This is a genomic window from Streptomyces sp. NPDC058086 (assembly GCF_042885015.1).
In the GTDB taxonomy this organism is placed as follows: Bacteria; Actinomycetota; Actinomycetes; order Streptomycetales; family Streptomycetaceae; genus Streptomyces.
Map to the genome: position 1 here is coordinate 1 of NZ_JBHVST010000159.1, position 16,315 is coordinate 16,315.

The 16,315-nt window shown below is 69.8% G+C and carries 15 protein-coding genes and 1 pseudogene; 6 read left to right on the plus strand and 10 right to left on the minus strand.

The features are described from left to right. Nucleotides 1-49: 49 nt before the first annotated feature. The gene (locus ACFVWD_RS53465) at nucleotides 50-328 is read left to right on the plus strand and encodes a DUF6332 family protein (RefSeq protein ID WP_101407540.1); all 279 of its coding nucleotides are present in this window, start codon (nucleotides 50-52) and stop codon (nucleotides 326-328) included. Here ACFVWD_RS53465 and ACFVWD_RS53470 read toward each other — a convergent pair. From ACFVWD_RS53470 to ACFVWD_RS53480, 3 genes are all read right to left on the minus strand, one after another. Beyond that, the gene (locus tag ACFVWD_RS53470) at nucleotides 289-954 is read right to left on the minus strand and encodes a response regulator (protein ID WP_389606045.1); all 666 of its coding nucleotides are present in this window, start codon (nucleotides 952-954) and stop codon (nucleotides 289-291) included. The genes ACFVWD_RS53465 and ACFVWD_RS53470 overlap by 40 nt on opposite strands. Before the next feature lie 79 nt (nucleotides 955-1,033). Continuing rightward, a complete protein-coding gene (locus ACFVWD_RS53475) occupies nucleotides 1,034-2,314 on the minus strand; it encodes a sensor histidine kinase (RefSeq protein ID WP_389606046.1) in 1,281 nt (426 codons plus the stop codon). A gap of 112 nt (nucleotides 2,315-2,426) precedes the next feature. Beyond that, a complete protein-coding gene (locus ACFVWD_RS53480; protein ID WP_389606048.1) occupies nucleotides 2,427-3,164 on the minus strand; it encodes a TetR/AcrR family transcriptional regulator in 738 nt (245 codons plus the stop codon). A 205-nt stretch (nucleotides 3,165-3,369) separates the two neighbouring features. Here ACFVWD_RS53480 and ACFVWD_RS53485 point away from each other — a divergent pair, with 205 nt between their 5' ends. Further along, entirely contained in the window at nucleotides 3,370-3,819 is a 450-nt protein-coding gene (locus tag ACFVWD_RS53485) for a nitroreductase family deazaflavin-dependent oxidoreductase (protein WP_101408441.1), read from the plus strand. Nucleotides 3,820-3,963: 144 nt separating this feature from the next. Here the strand turns inward: ACFVWD_RS53485 and ACFVWD_RS53490 are convergent, their stop codons facing one another. After that, complete coding sequence (locus ACFVWD_RS53490; RefSeq protein ID WP_389606049.1) at nucleotides 3,964-5,220, minus strand: geranylgeranyl reductase family protein; 1,257 nt, start codon at nucleotides 5,218-5,220, stop codon at nucleotides 3,964-3,966. Nucleotides 5,221-5,404: 184 nt separating this feature from the next. On the opposite strand from ACFVWD_RS53490, the gene ACFVWD_RS53495 reads away from it, so the two are divergent. Next, nucleotides 5,405-6,760: a dipeptidase gene (locus ACFVWD_RS53495; RefSeq protein WP_389606050.1), complete on the plus strand. Its 1,356-nt coding sequence runs from the start codon at nucleotides 5,405-5,407 to the stop codon at nucleotides 6,758-6,760. A 433-nt stretch (nucleotides 6,761-7,193) separates the two neighbouring features. Here ACFVWD_RS53495 and ACFVWD_RS53500 read toward each other — a convergent pair whose 3' ends face one another. Both ACFVWD_RS53500 and ACFVWD_RS53505 read right to left on the minus strand, forming a co-directional pair. Then, nucleotides 7,194-8,234, minus strand: coding sequence for an NUDIX domain-containing protein (locus ACFVWD_RS53500; RefSeq protein WP_389606052.1), 1,041 nt, complete (start codon nucleotides 8,232-8,234; stop codon nucleotides 7,194-7,196). Nucleotides 8,235-8,374: 140 nt separating this feature from the next. After that, entirely contained in the window at nucleotides 8,375-8,569 is a 195-nt protein-coding gene (locus ACFVWD_RS53505; RefSeq protein ID WP_389606054.1) for a hypothetical protein, read from the minus strand. A 122-nt stretch (nucleotides 8,570-8,691) separates the two neighbouring features. Here ACFVWD_RS53505 and ACFVWD_RS53510 point away from each other — a divergent pair, with 122 nt between their 5' ends. Further along, nucleotides 8,692-9,147 (plus strand): excalibur calcium-binding domain-containing protein, encoded by a 456-nt coding sequence (locus ACFVWD_RS53510; protein ID WP_389606056.1) that lies wholly within the window; start codon nucleotides 8,692-8,694, stop codon nucleotides 9,145-9,147. A 402-nt stretch (nucleotides 9,148-9,549) separates the two neighbouring features. Here the strand turns inward: ACFVWD_RS53510 and ACFVWD_RS53515 are convergent. Further along, nucleotides 9,550-9,746, minus strand: a pseudogene (locus tag ACFVWD_RS53515) (Ku protein); the annotation flags it as partial. Nucleotides 9,747-9,876: 130 nt separating this feature from the next. Between ACFVWD_RS53515 and ACFVWD_RS53520 the strand changes: the two are divergent. Beyond that, nucleotides 9,877-10,098, plus strand: coding sequence for a hypothetical protein (locus ACFVWD_RS53520; RefSeq protein ID WP_095856185.1), 222 nt, complete (start codon nucleotides 9,877-9,879; stop codon nucleotides 10,096-10,098). Between the two features lie 386 nt (nucleotides 10,099-10,484). Here ACFVWD_RS53520 and ACFVWD_RS53525 read toward each other — a convergent pair whose 3' ends face one another. Genes ACFVWD_RS53525 through ACFVWD_RS53535 form a run of 3 tightly spaced genes read right to left on the minus strand, consistent with a single transcriptional unit; the run spans nucleotide 10,485 to nucleotide 13,614 of the window. Further along, nucleotides 10,485-11,414 carry a carbohydrate ABC transporter permease gene (locus ACFVWD_RS53525; protein WP_101407550.1) on the minus strand — a complete coding sequence of 310 codons (930 nt, stop codon included), beginning with the start codon at nucleotides 11,412-11,414 and terminating at the stop codon, nucleotides 10,485-10,487. Further along, entirely contained in the window at nucleotides 11,411-12,325 is a 915-nt protein-coding gene (locus ACFVWD_RS53530; RefSeq protein WP_101407551.1) for a carbohydrate ABC transporter permease, read from the minus strand. Before ACFVWD_RS53530 ends, ACFVWD_RS53525 begins: the two co-directional genes overlap by 4 nt. Nucleotides 12,326-12,345: 20 nt before the next feature. Beyond that, complete coding sequence (locus tag ACFVWD_RS53535) at nucleotides 12,346-13,614, minus strand: ABC transporter substrate-binding protein (protein ID WP_389606059.1); 1,269 nt, start codon at nucleotides 13,612-13,614, stop codon at nucleotides 12,346-12,348. A 267-nt stretch (nucleotides 13,615-13,881) separates the two neighbouring features. Here ACFVWD_RS53535 and ACFVWD_RS53540 point away from each other — a divergent pair, with 267 nt between their 5' ends. Further along, a complete protein-coding gene (locus tag ACFVWD_RS53540) occupies nucleotides 13,882-15,912 on the plus strand; it encodes an NPCBM/NEW2 domain-containing protein (protein ID WP_389606058.1) in 2,031 nt (676 codons plus the stop codon). The last annotated feature ends 403 nt before the right edge of the window (nucleotides 15,913-16,315 follow it).

The following is a 16,315-nucleotide window of genomic DNA, read 5'->3' on the forward strand; positions in this document are numbered from 1 at the left end:
GCAGGCAGCCCCTTGCCCGCCGGGCGCGCCGCCGTGACAGACTCGCACCATGGGGAGACGCACGCAGGAGCAGCGGGACGCGATGACGGTCGAGATCGGGTACGCGCTCCTCAGCGCGACCTTCGCGGCGGGCCTGGCGCTCGGCGCCGTATCCGGCCCCGCGCTGCTCTTCCATCTCCCGCTCCCCGTCGAGAAGGTCCTGATCACCGCGGGGGTACTGCTGGCCACCGCGCTCTTCGCGGTACGCGTGGTCACGGTGCTCGTCCGCTTCGGCCGCGCGGCCGGCACTCACCCGAGCCACCCCGGCCGTACCAACCCCGACTCATAGGCCAGCACCACCAGTTGAGCCCGGTCACGGGCGCCGAGCTTCACCATGGTCCGGCTGACATGGGTCTTGGCCGTGAGCGGGCTGACGACCAGACGCCGCGCGATCTCGTCGTTGGACAGTCCGATGCCGACCAGGGCCATCACCTCCCGCTCCCGCTCGGTGAGCCGGACGAGCGACTCCGCGGCCGCGGGCTCCTTGGAGCGGGCCGCGAACTCCGCGATCAGACGGCGCGTCACGCCCGGTGACAGCAGCGCGTCGCCGCCGACCACCGCCCTTACCGCGCGCAGGAGTTCCTCCGGCTCGGTGTCCTTCACGAGGAAGCCGGAGGCACCGGAGCGGATCGCCTCGAAGACGTACTCGTCGAGCTCGAAGGTGGTGAGCATGACCACCTTCACGTCCTTCAGGTCCGGGTCTTCGGTGAGACGGCGGGTCGCGGCGAGGCCGTCGAGCAGCGGCATGCGGATGTCCATCAGGACGACGTCGGGGCGCAGTGCGCGCACCTTGCGCACCGCCGCCTCGCCGTCGGCCGCCTCACCGGCCACCTCCAGGTCCGGCTGTGCGTCGAGCAGTGCCTTGAAGCCCGCCCTGACCAGTGACTGGTCGTCGGCGAGCAGGACGCGGATCACCGGTCCTCCTTCGCCGACCACCGGTCCCCCTTCGCCGTCCCCGGCTCTCCTGCGCCATCCACCGGCTCGCCTTCACCGTTCACCGGTCCTCCTTGACCCTCAGCGGGAGCACGGCCAGCACCCGGAAGCCTCCGTCGTCGCGCGGGCCCGCCTCGATCGTGCCACCGAGGGCGACGGCCCGCTCCCGCATTCCGGCCAGCCCGTTGCCGCTGCCGCCCGCGTCGGTGCCGGTCGCGGGCCCGTCGTCGTCGATCCGCAGCCGCAGCGTGCCCTGCGCGGATTCGAGCCGCACGCGCGCGTGCCGCGACCCCGAGTGCCGTACGACATTGGTGAGTGCCTCCTGGACGATACGGAACGCGGCGAGGTCGGTACCCGGCGGAAGCTTCGGAACGCCGCCGGGCTTCTCGATCTCGACCGTCAGGCCCGCGCTCGCCGCCTGTTCGACGAGCTCGGGGAGCCGGTCGAGCCCCGGCGCCGGCGCACGCGGCGCCTCCCCCGGCGTACGGAGCGTGTCGAGCACCTGGCGGACCTCGCCGAGCGCCTCCTTGCTGGCCTCCTTGATAGTCGTGAGCGCCGTACGCGCCTGTTCCGGGTCGGAGTCGAGAAGCGCGAGGCCGACGCCCGCCTGGACGTTGATCACGGAGATGCTGTGGGCGAGGACGTCGTGCAGTTCACGGGCGATCCGCAACCGCTCCTCGTCGGCGCGCCGGGCGGCGGCCCGCGCGCGTTCGGCACGGTCGCGGGCCCACTGCTCACGGCGTATCCGGACCAGCTCCGACGCCACCAGGATCACCACGCCCCAGGTGATGAAGCCGAGTTCCTGGTTCCAGGAGCCGGCCCGGTCCCCCGCGGGCGGCAGCCGGCGGTAGAGCCAGTGCCCCACCAGCAGATGGCCGATCCACAGCATGCCGACGGCCGTCCAGGCGGCCCAGCGGTGCCCCGCGACGACCGCGCCGAAGCAGCCGACGGCCACCGTGACGAAGACGGGCCCGTACGGATATCCGGCGCCCAGATAGACCAGCGCCGCCGCGGCCGTGCCGAAGGCGACGAACACCGGGTACCGCTGCCGCCACAGCAGCAGGCCCGTGCCGAGGATCAGCAGCGCCCTCGCGAAGAGGTCCAGGGGGGTGCGTTCGCCGTCCTGAACGTGCGCCGCGAACTGGGAGCCGCCCAGCACGAAGACGGTCAGCAGCAGAGTGGAACGCCATGGCCACCGGTCACCGCGCCCGCCGTGGCCGCCATGCCCGCCGTGCCAGCCACGGTCCGCGCCGCTCCATCGGTGCCACCCCGGTGGCCCGTGCCGCCACCATGGCGGTGCCCCGCCCCACACCGGGGACCTGGGGATTCGCTGCTCTTCCATGACGGTCACGCTAGACGGCACGGGCCGCCGGGGGCGTCAGCCGGACGAGGTGATCACGCGTACTCCCCACGGAGTACCACCCGGTCTCCCCATGGAGTACACCCGATCGCCGTCAGGGACCGGCCGCGCCGTTCCTCTTGCCCGGCGTCCCGGTCGGCTCGGGGTACACCAGGCCCACGCCGTGGGCGAGTTGGTCCACCGCGTGCCGGAAGAACGGCTCACGGTCCTCCACGAGCCGGTTGAACTGGCCGAAGAGTTCGAACCCGATCAGCCCGAAGAGCTGGGCCCAGGCGGCGACGAGCCCCGCCACCGCCTCGGGCGGCAGGTCGGGGGCGAGGTCGGCGGCCATCCGCTGCGCCTCGGCCTTCAGCTCGGGCGACAGCGGGGTGCGGGCCACCCCCTTGCCCCGATAGGCGTCACGCACGATGCCGACCAGCAGCAGCCCCACGCGGGAGGCCGCCGGGATGGTCGTGTCCGGCGCGGCGTAACCGGGCACGGGCGAACCGTAGATGAGCGCGTACTCGTGCGGCTGCGCCAGGGCCCAGCGGCGCGCCGCCACGCACACCGCGATCCAGCGCTCGCGTGGCCCTGCGCCCGAGACTTTCGCGTGCGCCGCCTCCGCGCTCTCGCCGAGGGAGTCGTAGGCGTCGATGATGAGCGCGGTCAGCAGGTCGTCACGGCTGGGGAAGTAGCGGTAGAGCGCGGAGGAGACCATGCCGAGTTCGCGGGCGACGGCTCGGAGCGACAGCTTGGCCGCACCCTCCGCGGCAAGCTGTCTGCGCGCCTCGTCCTTGATGGCCGCGGTGACCTCGATCCTGGCTCGGGCGCGTGCTCCGCGTGCGGTACTCATGCGGGAAAGTGTGCCACGTTTTCAGAGCAGTGCACACAAACGAGAGCGGTGCACACAGACGAGAGCGGTGCACACGAACGAGAGCACCGCTCTTGCTTTGGATCACCGATCTCATGCAGACTGCTCTCAAGCGAGAGCAGTGCTCACAAAAGAGAGCGTCGCTCCCACCCAGAGAGCGGCGCTCTCGCGACCGATGGGGGTCATCATGTCCACGCACGTCCAGAAGCCCGGCTGGTTCACCGTCAACGTCTTCAACCGCTGTGTGGCGTTCATCACTCGCCGCGGTCTCAGCATCTGGGGCTCCCGGGTCCTGGCCGTCCGCGGCCGCAAGAGCGGCGAGTGGCGCACCACCCCGGTCAATCTGCTCACCGTGGACGGGCAGCAGTACTTGGTCGCCCCGCGTGGCCACGTCCAGTGGACGCACAACATGCGGGCCGCGGGCGGCGGCGAGCTGCGCCTCGGCAAGAAGGTGGACACGTTCACCGCGACCGAGGTCGGCGACGACGACAAGGTTCCGCTGCTGCGTGCCTACCTCAAGCGCTGGAAGGCCGAGGTCGGTGTTTTCTTCGGTGGCGTCGGCCCCGACTCGTCCCCCGAGGAGCTGCGGCGCATCGCCCCCGACCACCCGGTCTTCCGGATCACGGTCACGAGCTGACCGGCCAGGAGCCGACGGGCACGCCGCCAGCCACCGGCCACTCCACGGTCACGGACACGGCCCCGCGACCACCGACCACCGACCAGTCCACGGACACCTACACCTACACCTGCACCGGCACGGCCACGACTCCGCGGCCGACGGTCACTCCGTGGTCGGAGTGCCCTCGGCGGCCGTCGGTGCGGCGGCGGCCGATCGCCGGTCGAGCGCGGACAGGGCACGCCCGGCCATCGGGTGGGAGCGCACCATCTCGCCCAGCGTGGTCGAACCGCGGGTGATCCCGGCGAACGCCTTCCATGCGGGCCGCAAGCTGGTGATCGCCGCGTGGAGCATGCCCGGCCGGCGCTCGAAGGCCGCGAGCATGCTCTTGCCGACGGCCATCTCCACGCCGAGCCCCGCCTTGATGGCGAAGGCGTAGTTGAGCGCTTGGCGCCGGGTGTCCACCGCGTCGTGCGCCTCGGCGACCCGTACCGCCCACTCCCCCGCGAGCCGCCCGGAGCGCAGCGCGAAGGAGATGCCCTCGCGGGTCCAGGGTTCGAGCAGCCCCGCCGCGTCGCCGCAGACCAGCACACGCCCGCGCGACAGGGGGGAGTCGTCCGCGCGGCAGCGCGTCAGGTGCCCGGAGGAGATGCTCGGCTCGAAGCCGGCGAGTCCGAGCCGGGCGATGAAGTCCTCCAAGTACCGCTTGGTGGCGGCGCCTTCGCCGCGCGCGGAGATCACGCCGACGGTGAGCGTGTCCCCCTTGGGGAACACCCAGCCGTAACTGCCCGGCATGGGACCCCAGTCGATCAGGACCCGTCCCTGCCAGTCCTCGGCGACGGTCTCCGGCACCGGGATCTCCGCCTCCAGGCCGAGGTCGACCTGGTCGAGCTTGACCCCGACGTGCGCCCCTATGCGGCTGGCGCTGCCGTCGGCGCCGACCACCGCCCGCGCCAGCACGGTCTCGCCGCCCTGGAGGACGACGGCGACGGTGCGCCGGTCGGGCACGGCGGACCCGTGCTGTTCGACCCGCGAGACCGTGACGCCCGTACGCAGCTCGGCGCCCGCCTTCTGGGCGTGCTCGACGAGCTGCTGGTCGAACTCGGGCCGGTTGATGAGCCCGAACAGCATCTGCTTGGAGCGCCGGGTGCGGGTGAACTTGCCGTCGAGCGAGAACGTGACCGCGTGCACCCGGTCCTGGAGCGGTAGCTCGAAGCCGGGTGGCAGGGCGTCGCGCGAGGGGCCGATGATGCCGCCGCCACACGTCTTGTAGCGGGGCAGCTCCGCCTTCTCCAGCAGCAGGACGCTGCGTCCTGCGACCGCTGCCGCATAGGCGGCCGAGGCACCCGCCGGCCCCGCGCCCACCACGACGACGTCCCACACCCGCTGTTCGTCGTCCGCCGAAGAGTTCTCGCTGCTCACGATGGTCTACTGCTCCCAGTCCAGCCGTCTGCCGCACGTGTCCCGAGCATCCTACGGCGGGCATCGCCGCAGGCCACTGTGGGAGGATCGGGGGCGTATGCGGCCTGCACACCAGGACGCGCGTACGCACCACCCGATCACTTGTACACAGAAGTACAACGTCGCACCTACAAGGAGCGTGCCCATGTCGTCGAATCCGGTCGCCGAGACCGTCGCCTCGCTCATGCCCAGGGCGCAGGCGGAGCTCACCGAGCTGGTGGCCTTCAAGTCGGTGGCGGACTTCGACCAGTTCCCCAGGAGTGAGAGCGAGGGCGCCGCGAACTGGGTCGCCGACGCGCTGCGCGCCGAGGGCTTCCAGGACGTGGCGCTGCTGGACACCCCGGACGGCACGCAGTCGGTCTACGGCTTCCTGCCCGGGCCTGAGGGCGCCAAGACCGTGTTGCTGTACGCGCACTACGACGTGCAGCCGCCGCTGGACGAGGCGGCCTGGACGACCCCGCCGTTCGAGCTGACGGAGCGCGACGGCCGCTGGTACGGGCGCGGCGCCGCCGACTGCAAGGGCGGGTTCATCATGCACCTGCTCGCGCTGCGCGCGCTGAAGGCGAACGGTGGCGTTCCGGTGGGCGTCAAGGTGATCGTCGAGGGTTCGGAGGAGCAGGGTACGGGCGGTCTGGAGCGGTACGCCGAGGAGCACCCGGAGTTGCTGACCGCCGACACCATCGTCATCGGCGACGTCGGCAACTTCCGGCTGGGTCTGCCGACGGTCACCTCGACCCTGCGCGGGATGACGCTCGTACGCGTGCAGATCGACACGCTGGAAGGCAACCTGCACTCGGGCCAGTTCGGCGGGGCGGCGCCCGACGCGCTGGGCGCGCTGATCCGCGTACTGGACTCGCTGCGCGCCGAGGACGGTTCGACGACGATCGACGGGCTGACCGGGGATGCGCGCTGGGAGGGGCTGCAGTACGAGGAGGAGGCGTTCCGCAAGGACGCCAAGGTGCTGGACGGGGTCGAGCTGACCGGCTCGGGCACGGTCGCCGACCGCATCTGGGCGCGTCCGGCCGTCACCGTGCTCGGCATCGACTGCCCGCCGGTCGTCGGCGCCACCCCGTCCGTGCAGGCGGGCGCGCGTGCGCTGGTGAGCCTGCGGGTGCCGCCGGGCGTGGACGCGGTCGAGGCGACCAAGCTCCTGCAGGCCCATCTGGAGGCGCACACGCCGTGGGGCGCGCGGGTGAGCAGCGAGCAGATCGGCCAGGGCCAGCCCTTCCGCGCCGACACCTCCAGCCCGGCGTACACGGCGATGGCCGAGGCGATGGCGGTCGCCTACCCGGGCGAGGAGATGCAGTCCGCGGGCCAGGGCGGCTCCATCCCGCTGTGCAACACCCTCGCCTCGCTCTACCCGGACGCGGAGATCCTCCTCATCGGCCTGAGCGAGCCGAAGGCGCAGATCCACGCCGCGAACGAGAGCGTCTCCCCCGACGAGCTGGAGCGTCTCTCGGTCACGGAGGCCCTGTTCCTCCAGAAGTACGCGGCGAGCTGACCACCCGGCCGGGAGCACGAGCGCACGAGCGGAGAGGGTCCTCGCCACACGGCATGGGCCCTCTACGCGCGCCGGGGCGGTAGCTCGGCCCGGTGAACGGCCCCGAGGCGACCGCGCGTTACGCGCCGAGACGTACGCGTTCACGTGCGCGCACGGCCAGTCATACCGGATCCTCGGGTCGGAAACGGCGTACTGCAGGTCGGAGAAGCAGGTGGAACGCGATGACGACGTCCGCCGACAGCAGCGGCCACGCCATGGTGCGGTGGACGTCGACACGCAGGGCGAAGTCGCGAGGCCTACGGTGGCCGAGCGGTCGGCATTTCCGCCGGGTACGCTCAACAACTGCCGCTCCGGGCGCCGTTGACCATCGGCGCCGGATCACCCCCTGGCTGTACACCATCGACGTCGGCCGAGGGGTGGCCCGGCATCGACGTCAGCCGAGTGGTATACCGGCCTCCAGATAGAGTGCGGCGCCGCGCTCCCGCGCCCGCAGGGCCCAGCGCAGCCGCTCGTAGCGCACCGGTGGCAGCAGGTCCGCCGCCTCCCGCTCGGTGACGAAGCGCCAGGCGCGCAGTTCGGGGCCGGGGAGCAGCAGCCGGTGCGCCTCGTCGGAGTCGAGGCGGCCGCCGTCGAAGAGGAGGCGCAGACCGCCGTAGCCGGGAGGTGCGGGCGGCTCCCAGTCCACCACCAGCAGACCGGGTACGTCCTCGAGCCGTATGCCGGTCTCCTCGGCGACCTCGCGCATGCCCGCGCGCGCGGGAGCCTCCCCCGGTTCGACGACACCGCCGGGAAACTCCCAGCCCGCCTTGTAGGTGGGGTCGACGAGCAGCACCCGGTCCTCCTCGTCGAAGAGGAGAACTCCGGCGGCGAGGGTCTCGGAGGTGGGTTCGGGGGTCTGCACGATGTCGCACGCGGACGCGTCACCGGTGCGTACGGCTTCGGCGACGCGCAGTGCGGTGTCGTGCGGGGTGAGGGCGCTGGTGTCGACGGGGTGGGCGTCGGCGGTGAGCCAGGAGGCGAGCGCCGCGCGATAGGGCTCGATGTGGTCGTAGGACCACTGGCGCACCCGTATCTCGCCGTCGGGGAGGTCCTCGGGTATCTCCCGGTCGGCTATGCGCGCCCGCAGGATCGTTTCCGCCGGGGCGAGGAGCACGTGGCGTACTTCGATCCTGCGCGAGGCGAGGCCGCCGAAGATCTCGTCACGGTACTCCTGGCGCAGCAGGGTCATGGGAACCACGAGAACGCCGCCGAGCTCCGCGAGCAGGGCGGCCGCGGTGTCGACCACCAGGCGCCGCCAGATCGGCAGGTCCTGGAAGTCGCCGACCTCGGCGAGGCGTTTGGCGGGCAGCAGGTGCGCGAGCTCGCCGCCGATCACCTCGGGGTCGAAGAGCGTGCTGTTCGGGATCAGGTCGATCAGTTCCCGTGCGGTGGTGGTCTTCCCCGCACCGAACGCACCGTTGATCCAGACGATCACGGTTCCCCCTCTTCTGTTGGCCCCCTGAGGCTTGCCCGCTTCACCCTGCCACGGAAACCAGCCGCAGATGAGGGAGCCGACGGCGCGGCGCCGGTGCCCCGTCCCGGGGAGCACCGGCGCCGCGTGTCCGTCCCCGCGCCTCAGCCGTTGTGGCCGAGCGCGGTGTCGTCCACGGCCAGGCTCTCGCTGCTGAGCGTGTGGTCGAGGCTGCTGAGCGTGTCCTTGACGGGCAGGTCGCTCAGGGACTCGCCGTCGACGGCGTGGGACGGGGTGATCGCCGCGACGACGAACCCGGTGGCGAGGGAGGCGATGGCCAGCATGCTGCGCTTCTTCATGCCCGGTTCAACTCCGAACGCGACGAGGAGTCACGGGTGGGTCACACAACTCCCACTCCTCCCCTTCGGACACATCAGCGGCACTACCGTCATCCCACTCGAAACACCTCAGGGGGGACGACATGACCAACCCGTACACGGCACCACCCGCCGGATCGGCCCGCACCGCCCCGGGCTGGGCCCGCAAGCGCTACGTACTGCCCGCGCTGGCCGTGGCCCTCTTCATCGGCGTCGGCATCGGCAACAGCGGCGGGGACACCACCGAGTCCGCCGCGGCGAAGCCTGGTCCGACCACCACCGTCACCGCCACGGCGACCGCGACGCGGACCGCCACGGAAACGGTCACGGCGACGCCCGCCGCCACCGTGACCGTGCGAAGCACGAAGACCGTGCGCGCGACGGTCACCGCGCAGCCCGCCGTCGCGGGCGGTAGCGGCAGCGGCGACAGCGGCGGGGGCTCCGTGTACTACGAGAACTGCGCCGCGGCCCGAGCGGCGGGCGCCGCGCCCGTCCACGTCGGAGACCCCGGCTACGGCCGCCACCTCGACCGCGACGGGGACGGCGTCGGCTGCGAGTGACGCGCGGATCAGCTGAGTGTCCGGGCGTTCTGACAGCAGCGAGCCCCGCACCGGGCGCTGTTCCGGGCGGGGCATCAGCAACAACCCCGACTGGATCGTTGGGATGTTGACGACAATGCTAGGGGCGGCCACTGACAACGCGGGCCGGCTACGCCGCCGAGCCACCAGCACACAGACGATCCGCTCGGCCCGGCCACTACGTGGCTCGTCCCGCGATGCCACGGCAACGATGCAGAGGAAAGCGCTTTCGGGATGATCTATACCGGCAACTGCGGCTGTGCCGCACGGCTGGACTCGGACCCGACCCAGTGACCCGCCTTGACGGGGATACCCGCACCCTCGGCTTCCTGAGCGATCATGGTGTGCGGGTCTGGGTGGTGGGCCATGGTCTGCCCTTGGTCACTCGTAGCCCTTCCCGATCTCTCCCCAGGTGACTTCGCGCTCCTCGAGCTCGCAGTACTTCCGGACGCGGTCGCGGGCCATGTCGTCGAGGTGGACTTGGTGGAAGTGGACCGAGTGATCCGCGGTGGCGCTCGCAACGTCCGTCGGTACCGTGACCAGGCCAAACGAGATGGCACCCGACCAGTCGTTCGGGGCATGGCAGACCTCCGCGACGTGCCCCGAGAAGGGCAGCCTACGAGCGTCCACGCCGTCCGGCACGCGTTGTGCGAGGCGCTCTGAGACCGCGGTCCGGATGCGCATCCGGGCCAGCCGGGTGAGCCTGAAACCATGTCCGGAGAGCTGCACGTGATTGTGTACCCACCATCCCCGACCGACGGCAGCCGACAGGTGCGCGTCAATGGAGAACTGCTCACCGCACACTCACTGCGCGACCTGGCCGCCTTCCTCCGCTACGCCGGGCTGGAAGGGATCGACGAGGTCGATGTAGCCAACTCAAGGGTGATCGAGTGGCACGGCGGCGGGCCTGAAGCATGGTCTCCACCGACGTGACGAGCGTGACGCGGCGAACACCGTCGACCCTCACCCGGCTGCTCGGAAAGACCGTACCGGTGACCGCGGGCCGCGGAAGAGAAGACGATCATGGCTATGCCGATTGTGGGCTGGGCGACCCCGACCGACGGCATGCGGCGGACTGAGCACAACCTGGCCGTCGAGCCCGTCATCCTCTTCGACAACGTTGACGAGCCGATCATCACAACCCTCGCCGACGCCCTCCACGACTGGACCGAGGGCGAAACGCTGCACCAGATCATCGCCCCCCGGCTTCGAAGTCCGCGAAGTCCCCGACGGGGCCCAAGAAGATCTCCCTGGATCTCCGGTCGCGTCAAGGGGGCGCCAGTGTCTGCCTGACACCCCGTAAATCCGCAGGTCAGGACCTAGCCCTTGGTGGACCCCAGTGTCAGGCCCGCGACGAAGTGCCGTTGCAGGAGCAGGAAGACCAGGATCGTGGGGAGGGCGACCAGGACGGAGCCCGCGGCCAGCAGGTTGTAGTCGGTGAAGAACTGGCCGCGGAGGTTGTTGAGGGATGACGTGATCGGGAGCTTGTCGGGGTTGGAGATGAAAATCAGGGCCCAGAGGAAGTCGTTGTAGACCCAGGTGAACTCAAGGGTGCCGAGGGCCGCGAGGGCGGGGCGGCAGAGCGGGAGGGTGATGCGCCAGAACTGGGTCCACACACCCGCGCCGTCGACGATGGCGGCCTCGAGGATCTCCTGCGGCAGCGTCCGCATGAAATTGGCCAGCACGAAGACGCAGAAGCCCATCTGGAAGCCGATGTTGACGATGATGACGGCCCAGTAGGAGTCGTACATCGTCAGCGAGTCGGACATCCACCACGGCAGCGGGATCTTGTTGAACAGGACGTACAGCGGGGTGACGATGACCTGTTGGGGCAGCAGGTTGCCCGCGGTGAAGAACATCAGCAGGACGAGGCCCCCGCGCAGCTTCAGCCGGGACACGGCGAAGGCTACGAACGAGGCGAGGAAGAGGGTCACCAGGACGGCGGGCACGGCGATGAGCAGGGTGTTGGTGAAGTACTTGCCCATGCCGGATTCGCTGTAGGCGCGACGGTAGTACTCGAAGGACAGGTGCTTCGGGAAGGAGAAGTAGCCGTTCTGCGCCGTCTCCTCGTAGGGCCGCAGCGAGGCGTAGACGGCGAGCAGGAGCGGCGCGAGGAAGGCGAGCGAGACGCCCATCAGGAAGATGTGGACGCCGAAGCGGCCGGGGCGCGGCCTGCGGCGGGGAGCGGGCGTCGGCTCCGGCGCGGGTGCCGGGCGCACGGGGGCGCCGGTGCGGATGTCGGCGGTCATCGTTCGCGCGCACCTCGCAGCTCTTGGACCAGGAACGTCACGATGAACCCCAGGGAGACGGTGAGCAGGACGACCGCGATGGCGGAGCCGAATCCGATGCGGCTGGCTTCCCCGATGATGTTGTCGGTGATCAGGACGGAGAGCAGTTCCAGGCCGTTGCGGCCCTTGTTGACCGCGTAGACGATGTCGAACGCGCGCAGCGCCTCGATGACGGTGATGACACCGACGATCACGTTGACCGGACGCAGGGTCGGGAAGACGACGCGGAAGAAGGTCTGGCGGGCGTTCGCGCCGTCGATCGCGGCGGCTTCCTTCAGCTGCGGGTCGACGGACTTGAGTCCGGCGAGGTAGAGGATCATGACGTAACCCGTGTGCCGCCAGCTCGCCGCGATCATCATCATCCAGATGTTGAGGTGCGCGTCACCGAGCCAGTCGATCGGGTTCTCGTGGTTGTTGAGGATCGTGTTGACCACGCCCTGGTCGGTGCCGAGGATCAGCTGCGCGATGAAGCCGACGATGGCGAGCGAGAGCACGACCGGCAGGTAGATGACGGACTGGTAGAAGCGGCTGAAGCGCACTCCACGGTCGATGAGCACCGCGAGGAACAGTCCGAACGGGGTGGCGATCAGGCCGAGGAAGAGCAGCCACAGGACGTTGTGCCGGACAGCGGGCCAGAACGCCGGGTAGTTCTCGAACACGTTCTTGTAGTTGTCGCCGCCCACCCAGTGGATGTCGCCGACGCCGTCCCAGGAGGTGAAGGAGAGCCCGATGGACGCGAGGGTCGGGCCCCAGACGATGACGATGTCGAGCAGGACGGGTATGCCGAGGAGCACGCCGAGGACGACGGCGTCGCGGCGGGAGAACCGCCGCAGCCTCCGTCGTCCGGCGCGCCGTGGGATGTTGAGCGCCACGGAACGTCTTCCCCCAGTGATCAGCCGACGGGCGACGAGAAGATGGTCTTCTTCTGTCGTTCGATGCTGTTGCAGAGACCGTCGACGTCCTTCGGGTTGCCGATGAAGTCCTGGATCGCCTTGATCATCACGGTCGAGGCGAAGTCCGGACGGGTGTCGCGGTCCATGAACTGCGAGATCTGCTTGGCGCCCGAGACGAGCTGGGCCGACTTCTTCTGCAGGGCGCTGTACTTGGTGGTGTCGGCACCGTCGTTGACGGCCACGTTGTTGGGGTCGAGGGCGAGGTAGGTGTTCTCGGCGGTGGGGGTGCCCAGCCATTTCAGGAGGGCCTTGGCGCCGTCGAGGTTCTTCGACTTCTTGGCGACCAGGAAGCCGTCGATGGGTGCTTCCACGGCGTCCTGCGCGTACTGCGGGTCGATCTCGGGGAAGGCGAAGAAGTCGATGTCGTCGCGTTCGTTCTCGGGGAACTGGGTGCCCGGGTGCGGCATTCCGAAGACCGCCATCCCCGTCTTGCGCTGCTGCAGGCTCTGCCCGGCCTCCTCCCAGGTCCGGCCGAGGGCGCCCTTCTGGTAGTAGGGCATGACCTCGCGCCAGGTGTCGAAGACTTTCTTCACCTTGGCGTCGGTCCATGCCTCCGTGCCGGCCATCAGGGACTTGTGGAAGTCGTATCCGTTCAGGCGCATGTTGATGTAGTCGAAAGTGCCCATCGCGGGCCAGCCGTCCTTGTCGCAGAAGGCGACGGGCGTCCCGTCCTTCGACATCTGCTTGGCCAGCGCGATGAAGTCGTCCCAGGTCTTGGGCTGTTGGTAACCCTTGGACTGGAAGAGGCTCTTGCGGTGGAAAACGGCCCACGGATAGTAGTAGTACGGCACGAAGTACTGCTTGCCGGAATGCGTGGACTGCTCCTTCAGAGCGTCGGAGAAGCCGGTGAAGCCGCTCCACACGTCGCTGATCTCGTGCAGGAGCCCCTTCTCCGCGAAGTACTGCATGCGATACCCCGCGAACCACATGAAGACGTCGTCGGGCGTGCCCTGGAGATAGCGGTTGATGTTCTCCTGGAAGTCGTTGTGGTCCTTGGTATTGACCTTGACCTTCTTGCCGGACTTCTTCTCGTACGCCGAGAAGGCCGCCGCATACGCCTTCTTGGGGACCGGGTCCGAGGCGTTGGACCCCACGGTGACTTCGTTCTTGTTTCCGCCGGGTCCGTTGCCGCAGGCGGACAGCAGGGCGGGGAGCGTGAGCGCGCCGGCCCCGACGGCCGCACCACGCAAGAGATTTCGCCGGGACATCCGATGACCTGACACGCCTTCGGGCACGACGATCCCCTTCAACGATGACTGCGCCATGTCCCCCTCCTCGGGGTGCCACCCAACACAACCGAACGCGAGGCTTGGATCTCACTCCCATGTCGGAGACTCGTCAAGGGTTCTGACGAGATATCGAACAACCGTTACCACTTCTCTTCCAACAGAGTTGGACAGGTCCTACCGTAAGCGCGCACCCTTGTCGCGGACATGCAGTCATCCTATCTTTCGCGAGTTCGGAGGAACGTAACGATGCGTCACCTTCCCACCCGCACAACCCGCCGAAGAGTGGTCGGAGCACTCGCGACGGCCCTGTTGTGTACGACCGGTCTGACCGCCCCGGAGGCCCTGGCCGCCCCCGCCCCCGCCGAAGCCCCCGCGTCCCCCGCCCTGGCGGACGGCCTCGCGCTCACCCCTCCGATGGGTTTCAACAACTGGAACTCCACGCACTGCCGGGCCGAGTTCAACGAGAGCATGGTCAAGGGGATCGCGGACCTCTTCGTGGAGAAGGGGCTCAAAGACGCCGGGTACCAGTACGTCAATCTGGACGACTGCTGGGCCCTGCCGTCCCGGAACGCCGACGGCAAGCTGGTGCCCGACCCCGTGCGCTTCCCGAACGGGATCAAGGCGGTCGCCGACTACATCCATGCCAAGGGACTCAAGCTCGGCATCTACACCAGCGCGGGCACGAAGACGTGCGACAGCGTCGGGTTCCCGGGCGCCCTCGGCCACGAGTACAGCGACGCCCGGCAGTTCGCGGACTGGGGCGTCGACTATCTCAAGTACGACAACTGCAACAACCAGGGCGTGGACGCCAAGCTGCGCTACACGACCATGCGGGACGCGCTGAAGGCGACGGGGCGGCCCATCGTCTACAGCCTCTGCGAATGGGGCCAAAACAAGCCTTGGGAGTGGGCCGCGGACGTCGGACATCTGTGGCGAACGACCGGTGACATCAACGACAGCTGGGGCTCGATGCTGTCGATCCTCAAGCAGAACCTGCCTCTCGCCCCGCACGCGGGTCCCGGTCACTGGAACGACCCGGACATGCTGGAGGTCGGCAACGGCGGCATGACCGACACCGAGTACCGCTCGCACTTCTCGATGTGGTCGGTCATGGCGGCTCCGCTGCTCATCGGCTCGGATCTGCGCAAGGCGTCGCCCGCCACCTTCGACATCCTCGACAACAAGGAAGTCATCGCGGTCGACCAGGACCCGCTGGGCAAGCAGGGCACCGTGCTCTCCTCCGAGGGCGGACGCTGGGTCGTCACCAAGGAGATGAAGGACGGCAGCCGGACGGTGGCACTGTTCAACGAGACCGGCAGCGCCCAGCACATCGCCACGACCGCGGCCGCCGTGGGGCTGCCGGCCGCCCACGGCTACACCCTGCGCGACCTGTGGCAGCACCGGAGCTACAACACCGCCGGCGCCGTCTCCGCGACCGTCCCCGCGCACGGCACGGTCCTCGTCCGCGTCTCGGCCGACCGCCACTGGGCCAAGAACCCGCCCGCCGTCGAACTCGGCCTGGAAGGCAGCCCGTTGGCGGAGTCGGGCAAGCCGGTCCCCCTGACGTCGGTGGTGACCGACCTCGGCCGTACGCCCGCGCGGCGCGTCTCGGTGGCGCTGAGCGGCCCGACGGGCTGGAAGGTCGCGACTGCCTCACCGACCACGGCGGGCACGGTACGCACGGGAGACTCCCTGCGTACGAAGTGGCGGGTCACCGCGCCCGAGGGCACGGCCACGGGATCGTACGACCTGACGCTCAAGGCCACGTACCGCTCACCGACCGGCATACGCGCCGAGAGCGTGCTCCCGCTCACGGTGTCGATCGTCGTGGCTCCCCCTTCGGGCGTCTCCTATCTCGGCGACCTGCCGTGGCTGTCGACGGCCAATGGATTCGGCCCTGTTGAGCGCAACACCAGCAACGGGGAGAGCGCCGCGGGCGACGGTCATCCGATCACTCTCGGCGGAGTCGTATACGCCAAGGGACTCGGTGCGCACGCTCCGAGCGCCGTCGAGTACTACACCGGCAAGCGGTGCCGGACCGTCACCGCGGATGTCGGCGTCGACGACGAGAAGGGCGCCAAGGGCACCGTCGCGTTCGAGATCTGGGCGGATGGCACGAAGGTCGCCTCGACCGGGGTGCTCACCAACGCCATGCCGGCCCAGCCGGTCTCGGCCGATGTGACCGGCGCCCAGGTGGTTCGCCTCGTCGTCACCGACGGCGGCGACGGCGTCGACTCGGACCACGCGGACTGGGCGGACGCCCGACTGACCTGCTGACCGGCGCGCCGAGCCGGGGGTCTCCTCCGGCTCGGCAGCGGGCGGAAACCCGGCCGATCGGCCCCTTGTCGGTCGTCGGGCCGCCCCACGCCGGCGCCCCGCCCCGGACACTCCGCCGGCGACCGAAGTGCCCGGTACGACCGGGGCCGAGCCGACCGCGCCCGGAGGACTTGGCCCAAGCAGGCTCCCCGCAGGGGGCGTCGGCCCCGGACCGCAGACCCGATCACGGCTCGAGCCGCGACCGCGCTCCCCTCACCCGACGGATCACCCGCACCTCCGGTCGGCACACCCGACGGATCACCCGCACCCCCGGTCGGCACACCCGACGGATCACCCGCACCCCCGGTCGGCACACCCGACGGACCACCCGCACCCCCGGTCGGCACACCCGACGGACCACCCG